The organism is Curtobacterium citri, assembly GCF_030362955.1.
Classification (GTDB): Bacteria; Actinomycetota; Actinomycetes; order Actinomycetales; family Microbacteriaceae; genus Curtobacterium; species Curtobacterium citri.
In genome coordinates this window covers 34,213-56,938 of the sequence record NZ_JAUCML010000011.1, presented here as the reverse complement: position 1 = coordinate 56,938, position 22,726 = coordinate 34,213, and the positions used below count along the sequence as shown (strand labels likewise).

24 protein-coding genes and 1 tRNA gene are annotated in these 22,726 nt (G+C 73.1%); 17 read left to right on the top strand and 8 right to left on the bottom strand.

Annotated elements, in window-relative coordinates:
* Positions 1 to 155: 155 nt before the first annotated feature.
* From QUG92_RS14800 to argG, 6 genes are all read left to right on the top strand, one after another.
* Positions 156 to 851, top strand: a complete 696-nt coding sequence (locus tag QUG92_RS14800; protein WP_069713327.1) for an iron-dependent transcriptional repressor DtxR — start codon at positions 156 to 158, stop codon at positions 849 to 851.
* A 291-nt stretch (positions 852 to 1,142) separates the two neighbouring features.
* Positions 1,143 to 2,108 carry a C40 family peptidase gene (locus QUG92_RS14795; RefSeq protein WP_289459690.1) on the top strand — a complete coding sequence of 322 codons (966 nt, stop codon included), beginning with the start codon at positions 1,143 to 1,145 and terminating at the stop codon, positions 2,106 to 2,108.
* A 378-nt stretch (positions 2,109 to 2,486) separates the two neighbouring features.
* A complete protein-coding gene (locus tag QUG92_RS14790; protein ID WP_069713329.1) occupies positions 2,487 to 2,981 on the top strand; it encodes an HNH endonuclease in 495 nt (164 codons plus the stop codon).
* A 246-nt stretch (positions 2,982 to 3,227) separates the two neighbouring features.
* Positions 3,228 to 4,343 (top strand): epoxide hydrolase family protein, encoded by a 1,116-nt coding sequence (locus tag QUG92_RS14785; protein WP_289459689.1) that lies wholly within the window; start codon positions 3,228 to 3,230, stop codon positions 4,341 to 4,343.
* Between the two features lie 13 nt (positions 4,344 to 4,356).
* Positions 4,357 to 4,428, top strand: a tRNA-Arg gene (locus QUG92_RS14780).
* Positions 4,429 to 4,515: 87 nt separating this feature from the next.
* Positions 4,516 to 5,955 (top strand): argininosuccinate synthase, encoded by a 1,440-nt coding sequence (gene argG / locus QUG92_RS14775; protein WP_069713331.1) that lies wholly within the window; start codon positions 4,516 to 4,518, stop codon positions 5,953 to 5,955.
* A 71-nt stretch (positions 5,956 to 6,026) separates the two neighbouring features.
* On the opposite strand, the gene QUG92_RS14770 is transcribed toward argG, so the two are convergent.
* On the bottom strand, positions 6,027 to 7,163 hold the full coding sequence (locus QUG92_RS14770) for an AI-2E family transporter (protein WP_289459687.1): 1,137 nt from the start codon (positions 7,161 to 7,163) through the stop codon (positions 6,027 to 6,029).
* A 394-nt stretch (positions 7,164 to 7,557) separates the two neighbouring features.
* Here QUG92_RS14770 and QUG92_RS14765 point away from each other — a divergent pair, with 394 nt between their 5' ends.
* From QUG92_RS14765 to QUG92_RS14750, 4 genes are all read left to right on the top strand, one after another.
* Entirely contained in the window at positions 7,558 to 7,725 is a 168-nt protein-coding gene (locus tag QUG92_RS14765; RefSeq protein ID WP_289459686.1) for a hypothetical protein, read from the top strand.
* A gap of 147 nt (positions 7,726 to 7,872) precedes the next feature.
* Positions 7,873 to 8,037, top strand: coding sequence for a hypothetical protein (locus QUG92_RS14760; RefSeq protein ID WP_289459685.1), 165 nt, complete (start codon positions 7,873 to 7,875; stop codon positions 8,035 to 8,037).
* A 90-nt stretch (positions 8,038 to 8,127) separates the two neighbouring features.
* Positions 8,128 to 8,955, top strand: coding sequence for an NAD(+) synthase (nadE, locus tag QUG92_RS14755; protein ID WP_289459684.1), 828 nt, complete (start codon positions 8,128 to 8,130; stop codon positions 8,953 to 8,955).
* Between the two features lie 205 nt (positions 8,956 to 9,160).
* On the top strand, positions 9,161 to 10,609 hold the full coding sequence (locus QUG92_RS14750; RefSeq protein WP_182046184.1) for an SPFH domain-containing protein: 1,449 nt from the start codon (positions 9,161 to 9,163) through the stop codon (positions 10,607 to 10,609).
* 102 nt (positions 10,610 to 10,711) lie between these two features.
* On the opposite strand, the gene QUG92_RS14745 is transcribed toward QUG92_RS14750, so the two are convergent.
* The 3 genes from QUG92_RS14745 to QUG92_RS14735 form a co-directional block, all read right to left on the bottom strand.
* Positions 10,712 to 11,113 carry a hypothetical protein gene (locus QUG92_RS14745; RefSeq protein ID WP_141718792.1) on the bottom strand — a complete coding sequence of 134 codons (402 nt, stop codon included), beginning with the start codon at positions 11,111 to 11,113 and terminating at the stop codon, positions 10,712 to 10,714.
* Positions 11,114 to 11,250: 137 nt separating this feature from the next.
* Positions 11,251 to 11,526, bottom strand: coding sequence for a GlsB/YeaQ/YmgE family stress response membrane protein (locus QUG92_RS14740; RefSeq protein WP_069711455.1), 276 nt, complete (start codon positions 11,524 to 11,526; stop codon positions 11,251 to 11,253).
* Positions 11,527 to 11,663: 137 nt separating this feature from the next.
* Positions 11,664 to 11,927 carry a glutaredoxin family protein gene (locus QUG92_RS14735; RefSeq protein ID WP_289459682.1) on the bottom strand — a complete coding sequence of 88 codons (264 nt, stop codon included), beginning with the start codon at positions 11,925 to 11,927 and terminating at the stop codon, positions 11,664 to 11,666.
* A 74-nt stretch (positions 11,928 to 12,001) separates the two neighbouring features.
* On the opposite strand from QUG92_RS14735, the gene QUG92_RS14730 reads away from it, so the two are divergent.
* From QUG92_RS14730 to QUG92_RS14700, 7 genes are all read left to right on the top strand, one after another.
* Positions 12,002 to 12,949 (top strand): PrsW family intramembrane metalloprotease, encoded by a 948-nt coding sequence (locus tag QUG92_RS14730; RefSeq protein ID WP_289459681.1) that lies wholly within the window; start codon positions 12,002 to 12,004, stop codon positions 12,947 to 12,949.
* Positions 12,950 to 13,046: 97 nt separating this feature from the next.
* Entirely contained in the window at positions 13,047 to 14,732 is a 1,686-nt protein-coding gene (locus QUG92_RS14725; RefSeq protein WP_289459680.1) for an adenosylhomocysteinase, read from the top strand.
* The gene (locus tag QUG92_RS14720) at positions 14,729 to 16,171 is read left to right on the top strand and encodes an amidohydrolase family protein (protein ID WP_353063270.1); all 1,443 of its coding nucleotides are present in this window, start codon (positions 14,729 to 14,731) and stop codon (positions 16,169 to 16,171) included. Before QUG92_RS14725 ends, QUG92_RS14720 begins: the two co-directional genes overlap by 4 nt.
* On the top strand, positions 16,168 to 16,665 hold the full coding sequence (locus QUG92_RS14715; RefSeq protein WP_289459679.1) for a cupin domain-containing protein: 498 nt from the start codon (positions 16,168 to 16,170) through the stop codon (positions 16,663 to 16,665). The genes QUG92_RS14720 and QUG92_RS14715 overlap by 4 nt, the downstream gene beginning before the upstream one ends.
* A gap of 115 nt (positions 16,666 to 16,780) precedes the next feature.
* The gene (locus tag QUG92_RS14710) at positions 16,781 to 17,602 is read left to right on the top strand and encodes an ABC transporter substrate-binding protein (protein WP_069711304.1); all 822 of its coding nucleotides are present in this window, start codon (positions 16,781 to 16,783) and stop codon (positions 17,600 to 17,602) included.
* A 4-nt stretch (positions 17,603 to 17,606) separates the two neighbouring features.
* Positions 17,607 to 18,485, top strand: coding sequence for an amino acid ABC transporter permease (locus QUG92_RS14705; RefSeq protein ID WP_069711303.1), 879 nt, complete (start codon positions 17,607 to 17,609; stop codon positions 18,483 to 18,485).
* A complete protein-coding gene (locus QUG92_RS14700) occupies positions 18,482 to 19,222 on the top strand; it encodes an amino acid ABC transporter ATP-binding protein (protein ID WP_289459678.1) in 741 nt (246 codons plus the stop codon). The genes QUG92_RS14705 and QUG92_RS14700 overlap by 4 nt, the downstream gene beginning before the upstream one ends.
* A 13-nt stretch (positions 19,223 to 19,235) precedes the next feature.
* Here the strand turns inward: QUG92_RS14700 and QUG92_RS14695 are convergent, their stop codons facing one another.
* The 4 genes from QUG92_RS14695 to QUG92_RS14680 all read right to left on the bottom strand — a co-directional run bounded on the left by QUG92_RS14695 (position 19,236) and on the right by QUG92_RS14680 (position 22,652).
* On the bottom strand, positions 19,236 to 20,201 hold the full coding sequence (locus QUG92_RS14695; RefSeq protein ID WP_289459677.1) for an NAD(P)H-quinone oxidoreductase: 966 nt from the start codon (positions 20,199 to 20,201) through the stop codon (positions 19,236 to 19,238).
* 74 nt (positions 20,202 to 20,275) lie between these two features.
* Positions 20,276 to 21,151: an aldo/keto reductase gene (locus QUG92_RS14690; protein ID WP_289459676.1), complete on the bottom strand. Its 876-nt coding sequence runs from the start codon at positions 21,149 to 21,151 to the stop codon at positions 20,276 to 20,278.
* 105 nt (positions 21,152 to 21,256) lie between these two features.
* Positions 21,257 to 21,754, bottom strand: a complete 498-nt coding sequence (locus tag QUG92_RS14685) for a DUF6264 family protein (protein ID WP_289459675.1) — start codon at positions 21,752 to 21,754, stop codon at positions 21,257 to 21,259.
* Between the two features lie 10 nt (positions 21,755 to 21,764).
* Positions 21,765 to 22,652 (bottom strand): HpcH/HpaI aldolase/citrate lyase family protein, encoded by an 888-nt coding sequence (locus tag QUG92_RS14680; RefSeq protein ID WP_220456195.1) that lies wholly within the window; start codon positions 22,650 to 22,652, stop codon positions 21,765 to 21,767.
* Between the last annotated feature and the right edge of the window lie 74 nt (positions 22,653 to 22,726).

Genomic DNA, 22,726 nt, shown 5'->3' with positions numbered 1-22,726 from the left:
AGCCAGTGGTATCCCAGCGCTCCCGCCCCTGGACCGGCCGGACGGGGCGGAGGTGCGCCGTGCCTCCCGTCCGTCCAGCGTGCCGGCGGTGCCGCCTCGTCGTCGTGCTCAAGTAGGGTGGACCGGGCTGGTCCCGGACATGAGAGGCGACACGCGTGACCGATCTCGTCGACACCACGGAGATGTACCTGCGGACGATCCTCGACCTCGAGGAAGAGGGGATCGTCCCGCTGCGCGCGCGCATCTCCGAGCGGCTGGGGCACTCCGGTCCGACGGTCTCGCAGACCATCGCCCGCATGGAGCGCGACGGCCTGGTCGTCGTCTCCGGCGACCGGCACCTGGAGCTCACCGGCGAGGGACGCTCCCGCGCGACCCACGTGATGCGGAAGCACCGGCTCGCCGAACGCCTGCTCGCCGACGTCATCGGGCTCGACTGGGCGTTCGTGCACGACGAGGCCTGCCGGTGGGAGCACGTGATGAGCGAGCAGGTCGAGGTCCGCCTGCTCGAGATGCTCGGCAACCCGACCGAGTCCCCCTACGGCAACCCGATCCCCGGGCTCGCCGAGATCGGCGGTCCCACCGCCGGACACTTCCTCGACGGCGTGCAGAACATCGTCGCGGCGACGGACGGCACCGACGCGGTGGCGACCGGTGTCGTGCGGCGTCTCGGGGAGCCCGTGCAGTTCGAACCGGAGCTGCTGCACCAGCTGCGCATCGCGGGCGTCATGCCCGGTCGCGTCGCGAGCGTGCAGCGTGCCGGGGCGTACGTGGCGGTCCGGGTCGAGGGCGAGGACGCCGGCATCGAGCTGCCGACCGAGGTCGCCCAGCACGTCTACATCGAGCGCTCCTGAGGCGAGCCGGGGCCGCCCGAGCCTGAGAATGGGCTCATGCTGGCGCCCGGGTCCCGCTCCTGACCAGGGCTTCGTGATCGTTCCGTTACCGAACGGTCGTTTCGTCTCGACAAGGTAACGGCCCCCACGTACACTCGTCGAGTCCCCGGGCCGCCCACAGAGGCCCAGGACCCGTGGCAGGACGTCTCGACCCGTCTCCTGCCTGGATCGGAGACGATGACGAACGGATGGGGTCCACCCCTCCGCCCCACCCAGGCGGAGACGGGGGACGAGACGCCGGAGACACCGCCCTTGACGCAGACCGGTTCCGCCGCGGACGCCCCGACGCCCGCAGCTCCGACGCCCGCCCTTCCGACGGCCGCCGCGCCGCTCACCCGACGAGCAGCCCGCGAGGCCTCGACGCCGGTCCGCCGCGTCACCCCGGTCCGCGACGCCCCGCTGCCCGGCGGACGCCGTGCCGCGCAGGCCGCCCGCGCCGCCGAGACCGCCAAGGCGAGCAGCGCGGCCCGCAAGCGTCGCTTCCTCGCCCCGGTGGTGCTCACCGTCGCCGCCGGCATGTTCGGCACCGTCGCCGTCGCCCCGGCCTTCGCGGCGACGCAGCAGACCGGGACCGACGCCGCGACCGCGCAGCGCCAGGTCCGTGCCGCCGAGGCGCAGCAGTTCTCGGTCTCCGACGCCGTCGCCCTCGCCGGGACCTCGCGTGACGGCTTCGGTGCCACCGCGCAGTCGACGCTCGACGCCGAGGCGGCGCAGCAGGCCGCCGCGAAGGCAGCGCAGCAGGCAGCGGCGAAGCAGGCCTCGGACGCGGCCGCCACGCAGGCCGCGCGCGCCCAGACCGCGAAGCAGTACTCGTCGTACAGCGGCCCGAGCGCCGACGAGATCGCCACGTCGGCGACTGCCGCGAACACCCCGTTCTCGCTCCCGGCCGTCGTCGCGACCGCGAAGCAGTACATCGGCACCCCGTACGTCTTCGGCGGCGCCGACCCGTCCGGCTTCGACTGCTCCGGCTACGTCATGTACGTGTACGCGCAGTACGGCATCAGCCTCGCGCACTCCGTGCCGCTGCAGGACCAGGCCGGCACCACGATCCCCGAGTCCGAGGCGCAGCCCGGCGACGTCGTCATCTTCAACAACGAGGCGCACGACGGCTTCTACATGGGCAACGGCATGATCATGGACGCGCCGAAGCCCGGCGGTGCCGTCTCGATCCGCCCGATCTGGACGAGCGACTACCACATCGTCCGCTTCGGCATCTGACGCCAGCGCGCGCACCACGTCGGACGGCCCTCGTGTCGTTCCCGTGAACACTCCCGGAAACCGGCCCGCACACCCTCGTGCTGGGCCGGTTCCTGACGTAGCCTGGTCCCGCACCGGTCCGATCCGGCCCGAACACGGGAGACCTCATGTCAGCGTTCCGCACGACCCGCACCACGGGTCGGCGCGCGCTCGTGGACATACGGTCGACCGCCCCCTGCGTGCACCATCACGCCCCTGCCTGACGAGAGCACTGCCCATCCGGGTGGTGCTCTTCGTGGTTCCGGGCGTGGTCGCAGACCGCGGTCCCCTGTCGGCGACGCTCGGCCCGACGCACCCGCAGCGCCTGGAAGCCGTCCAGGCACCGTCGGAAGGGAACCCATGCGCACTCTCGTCCTCAACGCCGGTTACGAGCCCCTCGCGGTGATCTCGGACCGACGGGCCCTCGTGCTGGTCATGAACCAGAAGGCCGCCATCGTCGCCGCCGACGCCGACCACCCGGTCACCGGGTCGACGACGAGCTTCGACCGACCGTCCGTCATCATCCTCACCCGGTACGTCCGCATCCCCCACGCGCGGCTCGTGCCCGTCTCGCGCCGCGGGGTCCTGCGGCGTGACGGCAACCACTGCGCCTACTGCGGTCGGCACGCGACCACCATCGACCACGTGCAGCCGCGGTCGCGGGGCGGTCAGGACTCGTGGGAGAACCTCGTCGCCTGCTGCCTGGCGTGCAACAACACCAAGGGCGACCGCACGCCGCAGGAGATGGGGTGGCGCCTCCGGTTCCGGCCGAAGGCACCGCACGGGGCGTCCTGGGTCGTGCGCGGGATCGAGCGTCCGCAGTCGGAGTGGGACGAGTACCTGGTGGCCGCGTAGCGGTCGGCCGCGCCGAGTCGGGATGGACGGGAGGCGCGTGGCGGGGTCGCCACGCGCCTCCCGTCGTCCGCGGTCGCGGTCGTGCGGGCGCTGGTGCCGGTGGGCGCTGGGCGCTGCTGCCGGGTGGTTCCGGGCGTACCGGGGCGGGTCGGGGGTACCTGGTCGTTCCGGACCACCAGGTACGCCCGATCCCGCTTCCCATCGCGACCGTCGTGGGAAGGAACGGGCGGGCGTAGCGTGCGCAGCATGAGCGAGACGCCGGTGATCGACGACGCCACCATCCAGGACCTCCGCACCCGGCTCCGTGCCACGCGCTGGCCGGACGCACCCGCCGGCACCGGGTGGTCGCTGGGCGTCGACGTGGACGAGCTCCGGCCGCTCGTCGAGTACTGGGCCGACGGCTTCGACTTCGACGCGCACCGGGCGGCGCTGGCGGCACTGCCCTCGCGCCGGGTGGCCGTCGACGGGATCGACGTGCACGTGCTCCATGCCCGGGCGGACACCGAGGACCCGCTGCCCCTGCTGCTGGCGCACGGCTGGCCGGATTCAGGGTGGCGGTACCGGAAGGTGCTACCGGTGCTCGTCGCTGCCGGGTTCGACGTCGTCGTGCCGGACATGCCCGGGTACGGATTCTCCGACGCGCCGCCGCGGGTGCTCGACGCCCGCGAGGTCGCCGGCATGTGGGCCACGCTCATGACCGACCTCGGGTACGAGCGCTTCGCCGTGTCCGGCGGGGACATCGGCACGCACGTCGCCCGGTACCTCGCGCTCGACCACCCCGACCGGGTCGTCGCCGTGCACCGGATCGACGGCGGGCTGGCGTGGCCGGGGCTCGACGAGACCGAGCTGTCGCCCGCGGAGCGCTCGTTCGTGCGTGCGACGGAGCAGTGGCGCACGGCGGAGGGCGCGTACGCGATGATGCACCGCACGAAGCCCCAGACCGCGGCGGTCGGCCTCACGGACTCGCCCGCGGGGCTCGCGGCGTGGATCGTCGAGAAGCTACGGTCCTGGAGCGACTGCGGCGGCGACCTGTGGTCGGTGTACACGCGGGACGAGGTGCTCGCACTCCTGACCGAGTACAGGGCCACGGCGACGATCGGGTCGGCGATGCGGATGTACTACGCGAACGCGGCGATCCCGGCGGCGCAGCTGTCCCGTCGGGTCGTGGTGCCGTCCGGCTTCTCGGTGTTCCCGGGCGACATCGTCCGGGCGCCGCGGGAGTGGCTCGAGCGCACGACGAACCTCGTGTACCACCGGGAACTCGAGCGCGGCGGGCACTTCGCACCGTTCGAGGTGCCGGAGCTGTACGTCGAGGAGCTCCGGACGTTCCTGGAGCCGTACCGCGGGGCGATCCGCCGCTAGAGTGGTGGGGCCAGCCTCTGTAGCTCAACGGAAGAGCAGTTCCGTCCTAAGGAAACGGTTGGGGGTTCGAGTCCCTCCAGGGGCACATTTTCTCGAGCCGGACCGGGTCGGGTTCTCCACAACCGTCGCGCTGGACGGTAGCGCGGGCCGCGCGCCCCGTACGATTGACCCCGTGTCCAAGGTCCTGAGCAGTCTCCCCGTCGGCGAACGAGTCGGCATCGCGTTCTCGGGAGGGCTCGACACCTCCTGCGCGGTCGCCTGGATGCGCGAGAAGGGAGCGGTGCCCTGCACGTACACGGCCGACATCGGACAGTACGACGAGCCGGACATCGACGCCGTCCCCGGTCGCGCGAAGGAGTACGGCGCCGAGATCGCCCGCATCGTCGACGCGAAGAGCGCCCTGGTCGAGGAAGGCCTCGTCGCGCTGCAGACCGGTGCCTTCCACATCCGCTCCGGCGGCAAGACCTACTTCAACACGACGCCCCTCGGCCGCGCGGTGACGGGCACGATGCTCGTCCGCGCCATGAAGGAGGACGGCGTCGACATCTGGGGCGACGGCTCCACCTACAAGGGCAACGACATCGAGCGGTTCTACCGCTACGGCCTCATGGCGAACCCGCGCCTGCGCGTCTACAAGCCGTGGCTCGACACCGAGTTCGTCGAGGAGCTCGGCGGTCGCAAGGAGATGAGCGAGTGGCTCGTCGCCCGCGGGTTCCCGTACCGCGACTCCACCGAGAAGGCCTACTCGACCGACGCGAACATCTGGGGCGCGACCCACGAGGCGAAGAGCCTCGAGGAGCTCTCGAGCGGTCTGGACATCGTCGAGCCGATCATGGGCGTCGCCGCCTGGCGTGACGACGTCGAGGTCGCCACGGAGGAGGTCTCCGTCCGCTTCGAGGCCGGTCGCCCGGTCGCGATCAACGGCACCGAGTTCGCCGACGCCGTCGCCCTCGTCTACGAGGCGAACGCGATCGGCGGTCGCCACGGCCTCGGTGCGTCGGACCAGATCGAGAACCGCATCATCGAGGCGAAGAGCCGGGGTATCTACGAGGCCCCGGGCATGGCCCTGCTCCACATCGCCTACGAGCGACTGCTCAACGCGATCCACAACGAGGACACCGTCGCGGCGTACCACAACGAGGGTCGCCGCCTCGGTCGCCTGATGTACGAGGGCCGCTGGCTCGACCCGCAGTCCCTCATGCTGCGCGAGTCGCTGCAGCGCTGGGTCGCCTCGGCCGTCACGGGCGAGGTCACGCTGCGCCTGCGTCGCGGCGACGACTACACGATCCTCGACACGACCGGTCCGGCGCTGTCGTACCACCCCGACAAGCTCTCGATGGAGCGCGTCGGCGATGCGGCGTTCGGCCCGGACGACCGGATCGGTCAGCTCACGATGCGGAACCTCGACATCGCGGACTCGCGTTCGCGCCTCGAGCAGTACGCGGCGGCCGGGCTGATCGGCGGCGCGACGGGCGAGCTCGTCGGCGAGCTGCAGTCGGGCGAGGCGGAGGAGATCCTCGGCGGAGCGATCGTCTCCAGCGAGGACGAGGCGCTCGGCCGCGCGACCGATGCGGCGTCCGAGGGTGCCGCGTTCGACTCCGGCACGGACTGACCCGCACCGCAGACGGACGGGAGGCGCGGTGCCAGCCGGCACCGCGCCTCCCGTCCGTCTGCTGTGACCGACTACCGCCGCTCGGCGGTCTCCGGACGCTTCTGCCGCCACGGCAGGGCCGGCTGGCCCGGCGCGTCCCACACCTGCACGGCACCCCAGGCCGCCGCGAGCAGCGGGACCGAGATGATCGCACCGGTGATGCCGGCGAGGACGGTGCCGGCGGTCAGGCCGATGAGGATGACCAGGCCGTGCAGCTTCAGCGTCTTGCCCATCAGGACCGGCTGCAGCAGGTTGCCCTCGAGCTGGTTCACGAGCACCACGATGCCGACGACGATGAGCGCGGCGACCGGCCCGTTCGCGACCAACGCGACGAGCGCCGCGAGGATCCCGGCGGCCGTGGCACCGACGATCGGGATGAAGGCGGTGATGAACACGACGACGGCCAGGGGGAGTGCCAGCGGGACCCCGATGATCGCCAGGCCGACGCCGATGCCGACCGCGTCCACCGCGGCGACGCTCGCCGTCCCGCGGACGTAGCCGCCGAGGGTCTGCACGACGCGGTCACCCACCCGGCGGGCGCGCTCGTAGCGGGCGCCGGTGAACGGGCGCAGCAGGAACTCCCAGATCGCCGGGCCGTCCTTGAGGAAGAAGAAGAGCACCACGATCATCAGCACGAGGCCGGTGAGGAAGTTCGCGGTGGCGGATGCCCCGGCCAGTGCGCCGGAGCCGAACTGCGAGCTGGTCAGGAAGCCCTGGACGCCCTTGACGGCCTCGTCGACCTGCTGGTCGGAGATCGCGAACGGCAGGTGCGCCACGAAGTCCTGCAGCTGGCCGAAGCCCTCGACGGCGGACTTCTGCAGGTCCGGCCACTGCGAGATCACGGCGACGACGATGAGCCAGCCGACGAGCCCGAGGACGATCAGCACCCCGACGAGGACGATCAGGGTCGCCAGCACGGACGGCACTCCGTGGCGGCGGAGCCAGGAGACGACGGGGTGCATGGCCGAGGCGATGATGAGCGCGAGCAGCACCGGGATGGTGACGACGCTGAGGGTCGCGGCGGCGTAGACGATGCCGATCGCGACCACGAGCACGATGATCACCTGCAGGCACCGGGTGGCGAGGCTCCCGAAGCCGTCCGTCCACTTGCGGACGAAGGGTCCCGGGGTGGCGTCTGGCGGGGCGGCGGTGTTGCCGAACAGGGGCATGGGGCTCCTCGGTGTCGTGCGGAGCCACCACGCTACCGATGCGGCGGCTCCTCGGGTCGGGCACCGACGGACCCGTGGAGAGCGCGGTCAGCCGACGGGCGCACGCGGACGCGGTCGCCGGTAAACGCATCGTCGTGGACGCGTGGTCCACCCACTTCTACCCTGGAGTCACCGGGTTCTCCTTCAGGGTCCCGTCGTCACGATGCCCTCGCGGTCTGCGAGGTCTGGCACAGCGGGACGGCCCGGTCGGATCCGGAGTGCGCACCACTCCGACGGAAGGCTGTCTCGTGACCGCCATGCGCTGCACGTGCTCCACGCACCTCGACTTCTCCGCGGGCCAGACCCGCTACCCCGTGTCCTCCCCCTTCGTCACGACCGCGCTGTCGGTGCTCTCGTGACGCCCCGCTTCGCAGAGGACTGGCACCGGCACGGCCTGCGTTCCCCCGACGAGGTCGCCCAGATGATCGCCGACCGCGTCGGCGGTACCTCCGACGCCGCGGGCCCGGCGGGCGCCGACCACGACGAACCGTCCTACGCCGACTTCCTCGGCGAGCAGGTCTGAGGGCCGAGCGGGTCTGATCGCCGAGGCTACGGGACCCCCGTACAGGGGTATCGCGGCGTGGCGTGGCCCACGTGGAGAATCTCGGCAAGGGCTCCCAGGAGCCCTCCTCTGCCTCACCAGCGGAGTCCGGATCAGGGAGGACCCGACGTGCACGACCACGACACCCATCCGTTCGACCGTCACATCGGACCGCCGCACGTCGAGCGGTTCCGGTTGAGCCGCACCGACGAGACCCTGCGGGTCGTCTGCACGTGCGCGATCGGGGCGGACCACGACAACACGATCCGGCACGCCGCCCCGTCGATCGGCTGAGTCCGGCCGGACGAGTCGGCCCGGTGAACGGGAGCCGCGGGCTCGCGGTGAATCCGGGCGCGGGTGGGGACGGCGCGCGATACTGGTCGCGTGCGTGAACTCCAAGCCACCATCGCCGCGGACCTCGACGTCCAGCCGACCATCGACCCGGAGCAGGAGGTCGCCCAACGCGTCGGGTTCCTCCGTGACTACCTGACCACCACCGGTGCGAAGGGCTACGTCCTCGCCGTGAGCGGCGGGCAGGACTCGACGCTCGCCGGGCGCCTCGTGCAGCTCGCCACCGAGTCCCTCCGGGCCGAGGGGCACGACGTCCGCTTCGTCACCGTGCGGATGCCGTACCGGGTGCAGGCGGACGAGGACGACGCGCAGCTCGCCCTGCAGTTCATCGCCGCCGAACCGGGCATCGTCGTCAACATCGAGCACGGCGTCGACGGGGTCGTGCAGGACACGGCGGCGTCGGGCGTCGAGCTGAGCGACTTCGTCAAGGGCAACGTCAAGGCGCGGACGCGGATGGTCGCGCAGTACGCGGTCGCGGGGCAGCTCGGGCTCCTCGTCGTGGGGACGGACCACGCGGCCGAGGCCGTGACGGGCTTCTTCACGAAGTACGGCGACGGCGGCGTGGACCTCACGCCGCTCACCGGCCTCACGAAGACGCAGGGCCGGCAGCTGCTCGAGCACCTCGGTGCTCCGGCCCGCCTCTACGAGAAGGCACCCACCGCGGACCTGCTCGACGACCTGCCCGGTCAGACGGACGAGGCCAACCTCGGGCTCACCTACCTCGAGATCGACGCGTACCTGCAGGGGCACGACGTGCCGGACGAGGTCGCCGAGGCGATCGAGACGCGCTACCGCGCGACCGAGCACAAGCGTCGCGTCCCCGCGACGCCCTTCGACGACTGGTGGCAGCAGGGCGCGTAGGCAGCCGACGCGACCACCGGACGGGAGGCGCGGTGCAGGTCCCGACCTGCACCGCGTCTCCCGTCGTGTCCGGCGGAGTTCTCCACAGCCCCCGTCCCGGGGCTGCCGCGGCACCGCGCCGCGCTCCTAGGATGGGCGCAACGGAACAACAGATGCGGAATCCCGGTCACGACCGACCGTGGCGGGCCCGCTCGGGGGAATCATCATGGAAGTCCTGCTCGCGCTCGGCGCCGTCCCGCTCGTCATCGTGGGGATCGTCGTCCTCGCCGTCATCGTGCTCGTGTACGCCAAGCTCGTCTACCGCAACGCCGGTGCGGACGAGGCGCTCATCATCACCGGCAAGCGGTCCCGCAAGGTCAAGAACCCGGACGGCACCGAGACGGTGGAGTCCGGCATCAAGGTCGTGCTCGGCGCGGGTGTGCTCGTCCGGCCGTTCTTCGAGCGCGTGGCGAAGATCTCGCTGTCCTCGCGGGCGATCGACATCAACGTGAACGCCCAGGACTCCCGCGGCGTCACGATCGACGTCGAGGCCGTGGCGCTCGTCAAGGTGGGCGAGGCCGACGCGTCGATCCGCGCGGCGGCGCAGCGCTTCCTCGGGCAGGAGAAGAAGATCGACGACTTCGCACGGGAGGTCCTCTCCGGATCGCTCCGCGCCTCGATCGGTGCCACCGACGTGTCGACGATCATCCGCAACCGCGACCAGCTCACGGTCGCGGTGCTCGACGTGGCGAAGGACGCCCTGCACAGCCAGGGGCTCGACGTCGACTCGTTCGAGATCAAGGGCATCTCCGACCGCAACGACTACATCAGCGACCTCGGTCGGGCCGAGCGTGCCCGCGTGCGGCTCGAGGCCGAGAACGCCGAGGCGCAGGCCGACCGCGAGGCACGTGAGGCCCGGGCCACCGCGGACCAGGCGATCGCCGAGGCCGAGAACACCCTCGCCATCCGTCGTGCCGCGCTGCAGCTCGACGCCGACCGTGCCTCTGCCGAGGCCGCTGCCGCCGGCCCGCTCGCCCAGGCCCGGGCGTCCCAGGGCGTCGTCGAGCAGGAGCAGATCACCGCGCAGAAGCGTGCCGAGCTCCGTCGTGCCGAGCTCGAGTCCGAGGTCTCCGCGGTGGCCGAGGCGAACGCGCGGAAGACCCGGGTCGAGGCCGAGGCCGCCGCGGCCGCCCAGGTCGAGACCGCCCGCGCCCAGGCCGAGGCCCGCCGCATCTCGGCCGAGGCCGTCGCCGCCGAGGCGCAGGCCGAGGCCGCTGCCCGCAAGCTGGCAGCCGACGCCTCCCGTGCCGAGGGCGAGGCCGCCGCCGACGCGATCCGCGCCAAGGGCCAGGCCGAGGCCGACGCGACGAAGGCCCAGGCCGACGCACTCGCGCAGCACTCCGAGGCCGTCCTCCGCGTCAAGGCCATCGAGACGCTGCCGAGCATCGCCCGTGAGCTCGCCGCCCCGATGGGGAACATCGACAAGCTCACCGTGGTGTCCTCGGACGGTGCCGGTGCCCTGTCCAAGAGCGTCGTGAGCCAGTTCAGCGAGGTCGACGCGCTGCTCGGGACCACGGCCGGGTTCACGCTGAGCGACATCGTCAAGAGCACCACGACCGGCCAGGCAGCGGCGCGTGCCGTCGTCCGTGAGCAGGAGACCGCGACCGCGGACTGATCGGACGACCGGGCACGTCACGACGGGCGCGGCGGGATGCTCCCCGCCGCGCCCGTCGTCGTCCGTCCGGATGGTCCCGCCGTGGGACGGTCCCGGTGTCGGTCAGTCCTGCTCGCTGCCGTCCTCGTTGCGACGCTGCTGGCCGCCGGCGTCCTCGCGCTCGCCGAGCCCGTCGCGCTCCGCCGCCAGCCGCTGCTGCCACACGACGCTGCGCGCAGCACCGCCGAGGACGTCCTCGACGCTGCCGCCCGTCTTCGCCGCGAGTGCGCCGCTCAGTCCGGCGGTGAGCGTGCCACCGGCGGCGGCGAGCCGCTCCACCACCTCCTCCTGCCGCGGGGTGAGGGGTTCGTCGACCATGCTGTCGACGGTGTCGCGGATGTTCGCCTCGCTGGCGTCCAGCGCGGCGTCGTCCCCGGCGTGCAGGGCAGCGGCCTCGCCGACCACGACGAGTCCGAGTCGTGCAGCGTCGTCCTCGGGGCGTGAGCGTTCGGTGTCGTCGGTCATGGCGGGGACGGTACGCGCTGCACCCTGGGTCCCCCGGCATCGCGTGCGACCCGGGTGCGCCGAGCCTTGCGGTACGACGACGACACCCCGGGCCCGCGTCGTGCGGTCCCGGGGTGTCAGCGGTGCGGGAGGCTGCGTCAGCGGCGCGCGCCCCGCCCGGCGAAGCGCGTGTAGAGGAACAGCACGATGACGGCACCGATGATCGAGCCGATGATGCCGGCCGGCTGGAAGAAGCCGTCCATCGGGTCGTGCTGGAAGATCAGGAAGCCGAGGAACCCGCCGACGAACGAACCGACGATGCCGAGGACGATCGTCATGAGGATCGACATCTGCTGCTTGCCGGGGATGATCAGCCGCGCGAGGGCACCCGCGATGAGGCCGATGATGATGAGGCTGATGATGAGACCGAGCACGGTGTCCTCCTGGGGTCGGACCTTGTCGCGGTCAGGGGTGCCCGCGGTCGTGGTCGGTGCCCGAGTGAACACCGGCTTCCCTCAGCACGTACCCAGCCTGCGCGGAGGTTCAGGTCCCGGGCGCCGGACCGGACCCGTCAGACGCCGCCGCTGGCCGTCAGCGCGGCCTGCAGTTCGGCGTCCGAGGGCTCGACGAGGTGCCGGCCGTCCGGCAGGACCACCACGGGGATGTTCTTGCGTCCGCTGATCGCCTCCGCACGGTCCGCCGCGGACGGGTCCGCCTCGACGTCGACGTAGTCGTGGTCCACGCCGAGCCGGTCGAGCAGCGCCTTCGAGCGTCGGCAGTCGCGGCACCAGTCCGCACCGAACATGGTCACCTTGTCGAACGTCGCGTCGGTCATGTCCCAACAGTACGTCCGGCCGGGACCGGACATTCCCCGAACCGGGCAGCCGTGGCGGGGAGCACGATGGCGCCATGACCGCGATCCCGGACGGCGCCGTCCACCCGCACCACCGCCACGGCTGGTGGTGGAAGACCCTGCTCGCCGGGTTCCTGCTCTGGGTGGTGACGATCGTCGTCACCGTCGTCACGAGCAACACGAACCTCGTGCCGACGATCATCCTGCTCGGCAGCTTCCTGGTGCCGTTCACGGTAGTGCTCTTCGTGATCGAGCGGGTGACCGGCACGGTGAGCACGCTGCAGCTCGTCACGGCGTTCTTCGTGGGCGGGATCCTCGGCGTGCTCGGGGCGTCGCTGCTCGAGGCCGACCTGCGCCAGGGCGCGTTCATCTACGTCGTGGTCGGGTTCGTCGAGGAGTTCGTCAAGGCCGTGCTGCTGCTCGTCGTCGGCTGGCGGGTACGGCCGAAGTCCGCGCGTCAGGGTGCCCTGCTCGGCGCGACGATCGGGGCCGGCTTCGCCGCGTTCGAGTCCGCCGGGTACGCCTTCAACGCGGCGATCACCCAGCGCGGCATCGACCTCGTCTCGCTGCTGCAGACCGAGGTGGTCCGCGCCGTGCTCTCGCCCGTGGGGCACGTGCTCTGGACGGCGATCATCGGTGCCGTCCTGTTCGGTGCCGCCCGCGGCGGTGCCCGGTTCCGGTGGTCGTGGTGGATCCCGGTCGCCTACGTCGTCTCCGCGGTGCTGCACGGCCTGTGGGACAGCAACGGGACGCTGTCGACCGTGCTCGCGTTCGTGCTCACGGGGACGCCGTTCTCCGCGGCGGCCTCGGGATCGGTGCCGCCGGGGCTCGCCGGCGTCGCGACGACGCTGTACGTCGTCGGGCTGCTCGTGGTGACGGCCGTCGGGGTCGTGGTCCTCGTCGGGGTCCTGCTCCACCACCGCCGCGTCGACCGTGCCCGGGTGGACGCGCGGATCGCCGACGCCCCGGTCTGGGCGACGACCCCGCCCCCGCACGCCCCCTGACCACCCGACCCCGCCGTGGCACCACCCGACCCCGCCGCAGCACCGGCCAGCACCACCCCGGCACCGACCCGACCGCCGCGCGCCCTACGATTGCCCCATGCCGCAGCGACTCGACCCCGAGCGGGCCGCCTGGGCCTCCGCCGCCGTCCGTCGTTCCGCCGCCGCGACGAACCTGCTCCTCGCCGGCCGCGCCGTCCGGGTCCTCGGTGGCGACCCGCGCGACGCCGCGGCGCTCGCCGGGCTGCTGACGGCCCTCGGCGCCCGCGTCGCAGCGGACGACGAGCCGGTCGACCAGCTCTGGTGCCTCGGCGACCCGGACGAGTCGACCGCGGCCGTCGAACGTGCGGCCGACCGGCCCCGCGGCGCCACCCTCGTCGTCGTCGACGCCGGTCGGTACGCCCCGGCCGTCGACGAGGACGCCTTCGGCCCGGTCGCCCCGGCCCGCCCCGGGGTCCTCGCCGTCCCGGCGCTGTCCGACGACGTCTTCCTCGTCTCGACCGGCAGGGAGCCGGAGCACGACCCCGCCGCGACCGCCCGGATCCGCTGGGCCCGTCGGTCCATGCCGGTCTCCCGTGCCCTGGCCGCCGACCTCCGCGACGACGGTCTGCTCCGCGGGACCCGGGTCGTCGTCGCGATGGTGCTCGAGCCGAAGACCGCGGTGCTCAGCCTGCTGCTCCGCGACGCGGGCGCCGACGTGGTCGTCTACGCCCACGCGGACGAGACCGACGACGCCGTCGCCACGGTGCTCCGCGAGGCCGGCCTGCCCGTGCACGCGAGCAGCACCGCGTCGCTCGCCGAGCAGCGTGCGCTCGCGCTCGCCGCGCTCGACACCCGACCGCACGTGCTGCTCGACGACGGGTCCCACCTGATCCGGCTCGCGCACCAGGAGCGGCCGGACCTGCTGCCGACGATGCTCGGCGCGGCGGAGGAGACGACGAGCGGCCTCCGCCCCCTGCGGGTGATGGCGGAACGCGGCACGCTCGGGATCCCGGTCGTCGCGGTCAACGACGCCCGCACCAAGACCGTCCCGGACAACCGGTACGGCACCGGGCAGTCGACGGTGTTCGCGACGCTCGACCTGGTCGACGGGCTCCCGTCCGGTGCCCACCGCGTCCGGCCGGGAGGCGCCGCCGTCGTCGCCGGGTACGGTCCGGTCGGCGAGGGGGTCGCCCAGGTGCTCGCGGCGCTGGGTCTCCGGGTGACGGTCGCCGACGTGGACCCGGTGCGTGCCCTGCAGGCACGGCTCGCCGGGCACGCCGTCGCGCCGCTGGTCGACGCCGTGCGCGGGGCGGACCTCGTGGTGAGCGCCTCGGGGGTGCCGGACACGATCGACCACGCGGTGCTCCGTGCGTGCGCCTCCGGTGCGGTCGTGTCGGTCGCGGGGGGCGTGGACCACGAGGTGGCTCTCGTCGACGCAGCGACCGCGGGTGCGGTCCGGACGGCCGAGGCCCCGCACGCGGAACGGCTCACCTGGCCGGACGGGCACCAGGTGGTGGTGCTCGCCGGCGGCAACGGCGTGAACACCAGCGCCGCCGAGGGCAACCCCGTCGAGGTCATGGACCTGTCGTTCGCCGTGCAGCTCGGCGCGGTGCGGATGCTCCTCGAGCGCGGCGACGAGCTCGAGCGTGCCGTCGTGCCGGTCGACCCCGCGGTGGACGAGGCGACCGCCCGTGCGGCGCTCGCCGCCTGGGGGAGCCGCCACGCGCCTCCCGTCCGGCCAGCCGCGCAGCCCGCCGACCGCGAGCCCGACGTCCGGACGCACCGTTTCGGGGACCCCTCGTGAGCGCGGCCTCCGTCGTGCGCGCGACCACGGCACCCGTCGTGGTGCACTCGGCGCGCGTCGTCGTCCCGATGACCGCGCCGCCGATCGCCGACGGCGCGGTCGCGGTGCAGGACGGCCGCATCCTGCACGTCGGCGACCGCTCGTGGGTCGTCGACCAGCTCGACTCGGTCGGGCGACCGTGGTCGGAACGGCGGTGGCGGGGCGCCCTCCTGCCGGGCCTGGTCAACGCGCACACGCACCTGCAGTACACCGGCATGTCCGGTGTCGGGCAGCGGCAGTACGCCGGCTTCGAGGCCTGGGCGGCCGCGTTCAACGAGGACTACGCGCTCCCGCACGACTGGCGCGCGGAGGCGTCGGCCGGAGCGGTCGCCTCGCTGGCGGCCGGGGTCACCAGCGTCGCGGACGTCGTCACCGACATCGAGGCCGCGGACGTCCTCGAGCAGCACGGCCTGGGCGGGATCGCGTACTGGGAGGTGATGGACTGGGAGAACGCCGCGTGGGAGTCCCGCGGGCGCGACCAGGTCCTCGACGAGCTCGCGCGCATCCCGACCACACCCGGCGCGGGACTGTCCCCGCACGCGCCGTACTCGCTCGACGTGGCACCGCTCCTCGAGCTGCCGGACATCGTGCGCCAGCGGGGCCTGCGCCTGCACCTGCACCTCGGTGAGGCCGCCTTCGAGGGGGAGCGGATCGCCCTCGGACCCGTCCCCGGGCTCGAGGGGGTCGACGGCGTCGCGCGCTCCGCGGACTGGCACACCGCCGACTGGCACCTGGCGAACGTGCCGTCCTTCCGGGCGATGCGTGCGCTCGGCTTCGGGGCGAGCGCCACCGCGTTCGTCGACCGGCTGGGCGTCCTCGGCCCCGACTGCCACATCGCGCACGGCGTGTACGTGACCGCATCGGACCGGGCACTGCTCCGTGCACGCGGCACGACGGTCGCGCTCTGCCCGCGGTCGAACGCGGTGATCGGCCTCGACCCGCCGCCGGTCGCCGACTACCTGCGCGAGGGCAGCCCCATCGCCGTCGGCACGGACTCGCTGTCGTCCTCGCCCTCCCTCGACCCGATGGCGGACGTCACCGCGCTGCACCGGATCGCCCGCGCGCAGGGCTACGGCCACCGCGACCTGCACGAACGGCTGCTCGCGGCCGTCACGCTCGGCGGCGCGCACGCCATGGGCACGGCGGTCGGACCGGACCGGGTCGGGCACCTGGCGGTCGGTGCCCGTGCCGACCTCGCGGTCTTCGACGTCGACGCGCGAACCGTGCCGGACGCCCTGGCCGAACTCGTCGAGGACGGAGCCGGTCGGGCCGTCGCGACGGTCGTGCGCGGCGCGGTCCGCGCGACGGACGGCGTCGTCCACCCCACCGCCGGCGTGGTCCGTCCGACCGCAGCCCACCCGGGGCACCCCGCCCCGACCCGTCCCCTGGAGGAACGATGACCGACACCGCACCCCGCCCCGGCATGGTCGCCCGCCGCACCGTCACCGGTGAGCTGATCGAGTGGCTCGACGTGCCGCAGCGGGCCGTCGCCCTCGGCATGGACCCGCACCCGGAGGGCGGCTGGTACACCCGCACCTGGACCTCGCCGGCGACCGTCGAGACCCCCGCGGGCGAGCGTCCCGCCGCGACGCTCATCCACTTCCTGCTGCCCCCGGGCGAGGCCTCGGCCTGGCACCGGGTGACGAGCGACGAGATCTGGATGTGGCACGGTCCGGACACCGTCGTGCTCGAGCTCGGCGGGTCCGGCGACCAGCCGGAGCCGGGCGACCGCATCACCCTCGGACCCGACGCCGGCCGGCACCGGGTGCACGACGCACAGGCGTTCGTCCGCGGCGGCGTCTGGCAGCGGACGCTCCCGGGCGAGGGCGAGGTGCTCCTCAGCTGCCTGGTCTCGCCGGGCTTCTCGTTCGACGACTTCACGATGGCGGAGTGAGCCGCGCCGGCGGTGCCGTCCTCCCGGCGTCACGAGCGGTCGTCGCCTTCGCGCTGGTATCCCACTCGCCGGTACACTGCGTCCTGCCCCCGCCCCTCCTGACGAAGGCCCGCCCGTGACCCGCACCCGCCGTCTCTCCCTCGCCGTCGCGACCGCCGCGGTCGCCGCCCTCGCGCTCGCCGCATGCTCCGCCGGTGGCAGCGGCAGCGGCGGCGACACCGTCACCGACGGCAAGCTCACCATCGCCACCGGCCAGCCGGCGTACTCGCCCTGGGTCGAGGACGACGCGCCGCAGTCCGGCAAGGGCTTCGAGTCCGCCGTGGCGTACGCCGTGGCGGAGGAGATGGGCTACGCGAAGTCCGACGTGGTCTGGAAGCGCAGCACGTTCGACAGCGCCATCGCGCCCGGCCCGAAGGACTGGGACCTCAACGTCCAGCAGTTCTCGATCGACGCGAAACGCAAGAAGGCCGTCGACATGTCGTCGGCGTACTACACGACGACCCAGGCCGTGGTGACCACGAAGTCGTCGAAGGCGATCGACGACACGACCGTCGCCGCGCTGAAGGGCGACACCATCGGCGTCGCGTCCGGTTCGACGAGCATCAGCAGCGTGAAGGACGTCCTCGGCGTCACCCCGCAGGTGTTCAACTCGAACGACGACGCCGTCCTGGCGCTCAAGTCCGGCCAGATCGACGCCATCGTCACCGACCTGCCCACCGCCTTCTACATGGCCGCCGCGCAGCTCGACGACGGCACGGTCTCGGCGCAGTTCCCCGAGGACGGCTCGGGCGACCAGTTCGGCTTCGTGCTGCCGAAGGGCTCGGCGCTGACGAGCAAGGTCGACGACGCCCTCGCCGCGCTGCGCAAGGACGGCACGCTCGAGCAGCTGCAGACGAAGTGGCTCTCCTCGGCGACGAACACCCCCGTGCTGAAGTAGTCGCGTGACCGCCCCAGCAGGCGCCGGCACCCCGGTCGCCGCCCCCGCGCCGAGCCCGGTCGAGGCCGAGCGTCGGCTCTACCGCCGACAGCGTGGCCGTCGCTCGGTCGTGGTGTCGGTCGTCTCGACGCTCGTCGTCGTCGTGGTGGTGTGGCTCGGTGTCGTGAACACGCCGGGGTGGGCCGCGGTCCAGCAGTCGTTCTTCGACCCGCAGACCGCGATCGACACCTTCCCGGACGTCCTGCTCGGCCTGTGGCTCAACGTCCGGATCCTGTTCTTCAGCGCGATCGGCGTCGCGGTGCTCGGCACCCTGCTCGCCGTGGTGCGGGGGCTGCGCAACCCGGTGTTCTTCCCGCTGCGGATGCTCGCCACGGCGTACACCGACCTGTTCCGCGGGCTCCCGCTCATCATCGTGCTGTACCTGGTCGGGTTCGGCGTCCCGGGCCTCGGCATCTTCCCGCGCCAGCCCCCGGAGGTCTGGGGCACCATCGCGATCGTGCTGACGTACTCGTCCTACGTCGCCGAGGTGCTCCGCGCCGGGATGGAGGCGGTGCACCCCTCCCAGCGCCTCGCCGCGCGGTCGCTCGGGCTCTCGCACGCGGGGACGTTGCGCCTGGTCGTCCTGCCGCAGGCGGTCCGGAAGGTCACGCCCGCGCTCATGAACGACTTCGTGTCCATGCAGAAGGACGTCGGGCTCGTGTCGATCCTCGGTGCCGTCGACGCGGTCCGGAGCGCCCAGATCGCGCAGGCCGAGACCTACAACTTCACGCCGTACCTCGTCGCGGGGCTGCTGTTCGTCGTGATCAGCCTGCCGCTCATCCGCGTGACGGACGCGATCGCACGGCGGCAGCAGCAGCGCGAGCAGATCGGGGGGACGGTGTGAGCGAGTCGGTGGTGCTGGAACTGCGCGGCCTGCGCAAGGCGTTCGGCGAGCACGAGGTCCTGCGCGGGATCGACCTGACCGTGCACCGGCACGAGGTGATCTGCGTCATCGGCGCCTCCGGCTCCGGCAAGTCGACGCTCCTGAAGACCGTCAACCTGCTCGAGGGCATCGACGACGGCGAGGTCCTGCTGCAGGGCACCGACATCGCCGACCCGCGCATCGACGTGGACGCCACCCGCGCGCGGATCGGCGTCGTGTTCCAGCAGTTCAACCTGTTCCCGCACATGACCGTGCTCGACAACGTGACCCTCGCGTCGCGGCGGGTGCACGGCATCGCGAAGGCCGAGGCCGAGGCGACCGCGCGACGGCTGCTCGACCGGATCGGCCTGGGCGACTTCGCCGGGGCGTACCCGGACCGGCTCTCCGGCGGCCAGCAGCAGCGCGTCGCCGTGGTGCGCGCGATCGCGACGTCGCCGGAGCTGCTGCTCCTCGACGAGGTGACGAGCGCGCTCGACCCGCAGCTGGTCGGCGAGGTGCTCGGCCTCGTGCGGGAGCTCAAGGAGCAGGGGGCGACGATCCTCATGACGACGCACGAGATGGCCTTCGCGCGGAACGTCGCCGACCGGATCGTGTTCCTGCACGAGGGCGAGGTGGTCGAGCAGGGCGCCCCGGCGGACGTGCTCGACCGACCGCAGCACCCGGCGCTCGTCACGTTCCTGTCCCGCGTGCACGCCTGACCCCGCGCCCGGGCTACGGCGTCAGCAGCACCTTGCCGATGACCTCGCCGTCACGGACCCGGCGGTGGGCCTCGGCTGCCTCGGCCAGGGGCAGGACCGAGTCGACGACCGGACGGACGCTGCCGTCGGCGACGAGCGGCCACACGTGCTCGCGCACGGCGGCGACGATCGCGGCCTTCTCGTCCGCCGGCCGGGCGCGCAGGGTGGTCGCGCTGATCGTCGCGCGCTTGCGCATCATCGCGCCGAAGTCGAGCTCGCCCTTCTGGCCGCTGCCCGCGGCGATCACGGCGATGTGCCCGTTCGGGGCGAGCACCTCGAGGTGCTTCGCCAGGTAGTCCGCGCCGACCACGTCGAGCACGACGTCGACCCCGCGGCCGTCGGTGAACGCCAGGGCGCGCTCGACGAAGTCCTCGGTGCGGTGGTCGACGACCAGGTCGGCGCCGAGCTCCTGCGACGCCCGGACCTTCCGCTCCCCGCCGCTCGTCGCGATCACCCGCGCACCGAGCGCCTTCGCCCAGACCACCGCGTGCGAGCCCATGCCGCCGGTGCCGCCGTGCACCAGGAGCGTCTGCCCCGGTCGGAGGCCCGCGATCATCCCCACGTTCGAGTACACCGTGCACGCCGCCTCGGGCAGACCGGCGGCCTCGACGAGGTCGACGCCGTCCGGCACGGGCAGCACCTGCGCCGCGGGGACCGCCACGAGCGTCGCGTAGCCGCCGCCGGAGAGCAGGGCGCAGACGCGGTCGCCCACAGCGAAGCCGTCGACGCCGTCGCCGAGCGCGCGGACGGTGCCGGAGACCTCGAGGCCGAGGACCTCGGAGGCACCGGGCGGCGGCGGGTAGTTGCCGGCGACCTGCTGCAGGTCCGCGTTGTTGACGCCGGCGCCGGCGACCTCCACCAGGACCTCGCCGGGCCCGGCCACCGGGTCCTCGTGGTCGTCGAGTCGGAGTCCGCCGTCGTTAGCCGTGATCGCCTGCATGCACCCGACCGTACGCGCCGCGGAGGACCGGACGCAGACGACCGGCGTCCGGCCCGCCGCGGAGGGTCCGCGGGTCAGGCCGCGGGCTGCGACCGGTCCAGCCGCTCGACGTCCTCGTCGCGGAGCTTGATCGTCGCCGCCACGACCGAGTCGAGGATCGACTGCGGTCGCGATGCGCCCGGGATCGGGACCACGACGTCGCTCTGCTGCAGCTCCCACGCGAGGGCCACGACCTGCGGCGAGACGTCACGCTCGCGGGCGATCACGGCGAAGTCCTCGTACGCGGTGCCGAGGTCCGCCGCCTTCGCGATGCCACCGAGCGGGCTCCACGGCAGGAACGCGATGCCGAGCTCGTCGCACAGGTCGAGTTCCGGCTGGCTGGAGCGGAACGCCGGCGAGTACTGGTTCTGCACCGACGCGAGTCGGCCGCCGAGGACCTCGTTCGCCGTGCGGATCTGGTCGGGGTCGGCGTTCGAGATGCCCGCCATGCGGATGACGCCCTCGTCGAGGAGCTCCGCGAGCGCCCCCACCGAGTCGGCGTACGGCACCGCGGGGTCCGGTCGGTGGAACTGGTACAGCCCGATCGCGTCGACGCCGAGCCGAGCCGCCGAGGCCTTCGCGGCCTCCTTGAGGTACTCCGGCCGGCCGTCCTGCGCCCACGGGCCGGCCTCCGGGCGCAGGTGCCCGCCCTTGGTGGCGATGAGCACGGCGTCCGTGTCGCCGTGGAACTCCCGCACCGCCTTCGCGATCAGGAGCTCGTTGTGGCCGACCTCGTCGTGGCCCGCCTGGTGGTAGGCGTCGGCGGTGTCGATGAGCGTGACGCCCGCCTCGAGCGCCGCGTGGATGGTGGCGACCGCCTGTCGCTCGTCGGGACGCCCCTCGATCGACATGGGCATGCCGCCCAGTCCGATGGCGCTGACCGACACGTCTCCGATGACTCGTTGCTTCATGCCCCGAGCATGCGCCGGGGCGACACCGCGACTCCCAGCGTCGACACGGACGGGAGGCGCGGTGCCGACCCGCACCGCGCCGTGCGTCCGGTGGTCGGTCGCGCCTCAGCCGGCGGTCGGCTCCGCGGGTCCGCTCGCGGCCGACGCGGTCACCGACCCCGCCGCGCTGCCGTCCGTGGCCTCGGCGAAGACGACCCCGCCCCACGTGACGACCGCGATCGCGAGCACGAAGCCGATCGCCGCGATCCACCAGGACGAGCGACGGCGCACCCAGGCGCCGATCGCGAGCACGACGGTCACGACACCGATCACGAAGGACCCGCCGGCCGCGATCGCGGCGCCGCCGAGGAACCGGCCGGGCGAGCACCCCGCCGCGGCGTCGCAGCTCGCGGCGGCGGACACGACCGCGATGATCCCGATCACGACGGCGAGCACCGTCAGCACGGCGCCGGACACGAGCAGCAGGACGGTCGAGACGCGGTCGGCGACCCGACCGGCGGGGAACAGCGTCGTGCCGCCACGCTCCCAGGCGGCGCGTTCGGCACCGCTCGGCCCCGAGGGCGAGGACTGCGGCGGACCGCCGGACGGGTGCGACCAGGTCATGGGGACCGGTCTACCGTGCCTCGACGCCGAACGCCCGGGCGAGGCGCTGGATCTTCTGCGCACGGCCGAGCCGCGGCAGGTCGGACCCGTCGCGGATGACCTGCCCGCGGGCGTCGAAGTCGTCGAGGAAGTCCTGCGCCCACGCCACGTCGGTCGGCGTCGGCGAGATGACCTCGTTGATGACCGGGAGCTGCTCGGTGTCCAGGCAGAGCTTGCCGGTCAGGCCGAGCGACACCGCGACCTGGGACTGCTCGCGGAGGATGGCGTGCGCCGAGCCCACGGTGGGCCCGTCGATCGGGCCGGGCAGGTCGCCGACGCGCGACGCCACGACCAGCCGCGAGCGGGGGTACGCCATCGCGAGCGTGTCGGCCGAGGTGCCGGTGTCGCGCCGGTAGTCGCCGGAGCCGAACGCCAGACGGAACGCACCCTGCGCCCGGGCGATCGAGGTGGACTCCTCGATGCCGAGCGCGGACTCGACGAGGGCGATGACCGGCGTGTGGCCGCCGAGACGGTGCCACGTGTCCGTGACCTGCGCCGGCGACTCGGTCTTCGCGAGCATCACGCCCTGGAGACCGGGCAGGCCGCGGAGCTCCTCGACGTCGTCCTCCCAGAACGGGGTGGTCACGTCGTTGATCCGGACCCAGGCCTCGCCGCCGCCGGCGAGCCACGAGGCGACGGTCTGTCGTGCACCCGGCTTGGCGGCCGGGTCCACCGCGTCCTCGACGTCGAGGATGATCTGGTCGGCGCGGGACCGCTGCGCGCGCTCGAAGCGGTCGGCCGCGGTGCCCGGCACGAGGAGCCAGGAGCGGGAGATCTCGGCGGGGACCGATCGGCGGCGGTCCGGGCCCGCCGTCGAGGTGGCGGGGGCGGACGGGGCGGTGCGGTCGTCGGTGGCCATGTCCTCGTTGGTACCACACCGGCCCTCCCGAACCGGCATCGGGCTCCCGCGGAAACCCCGAAACCTCGGGTCAT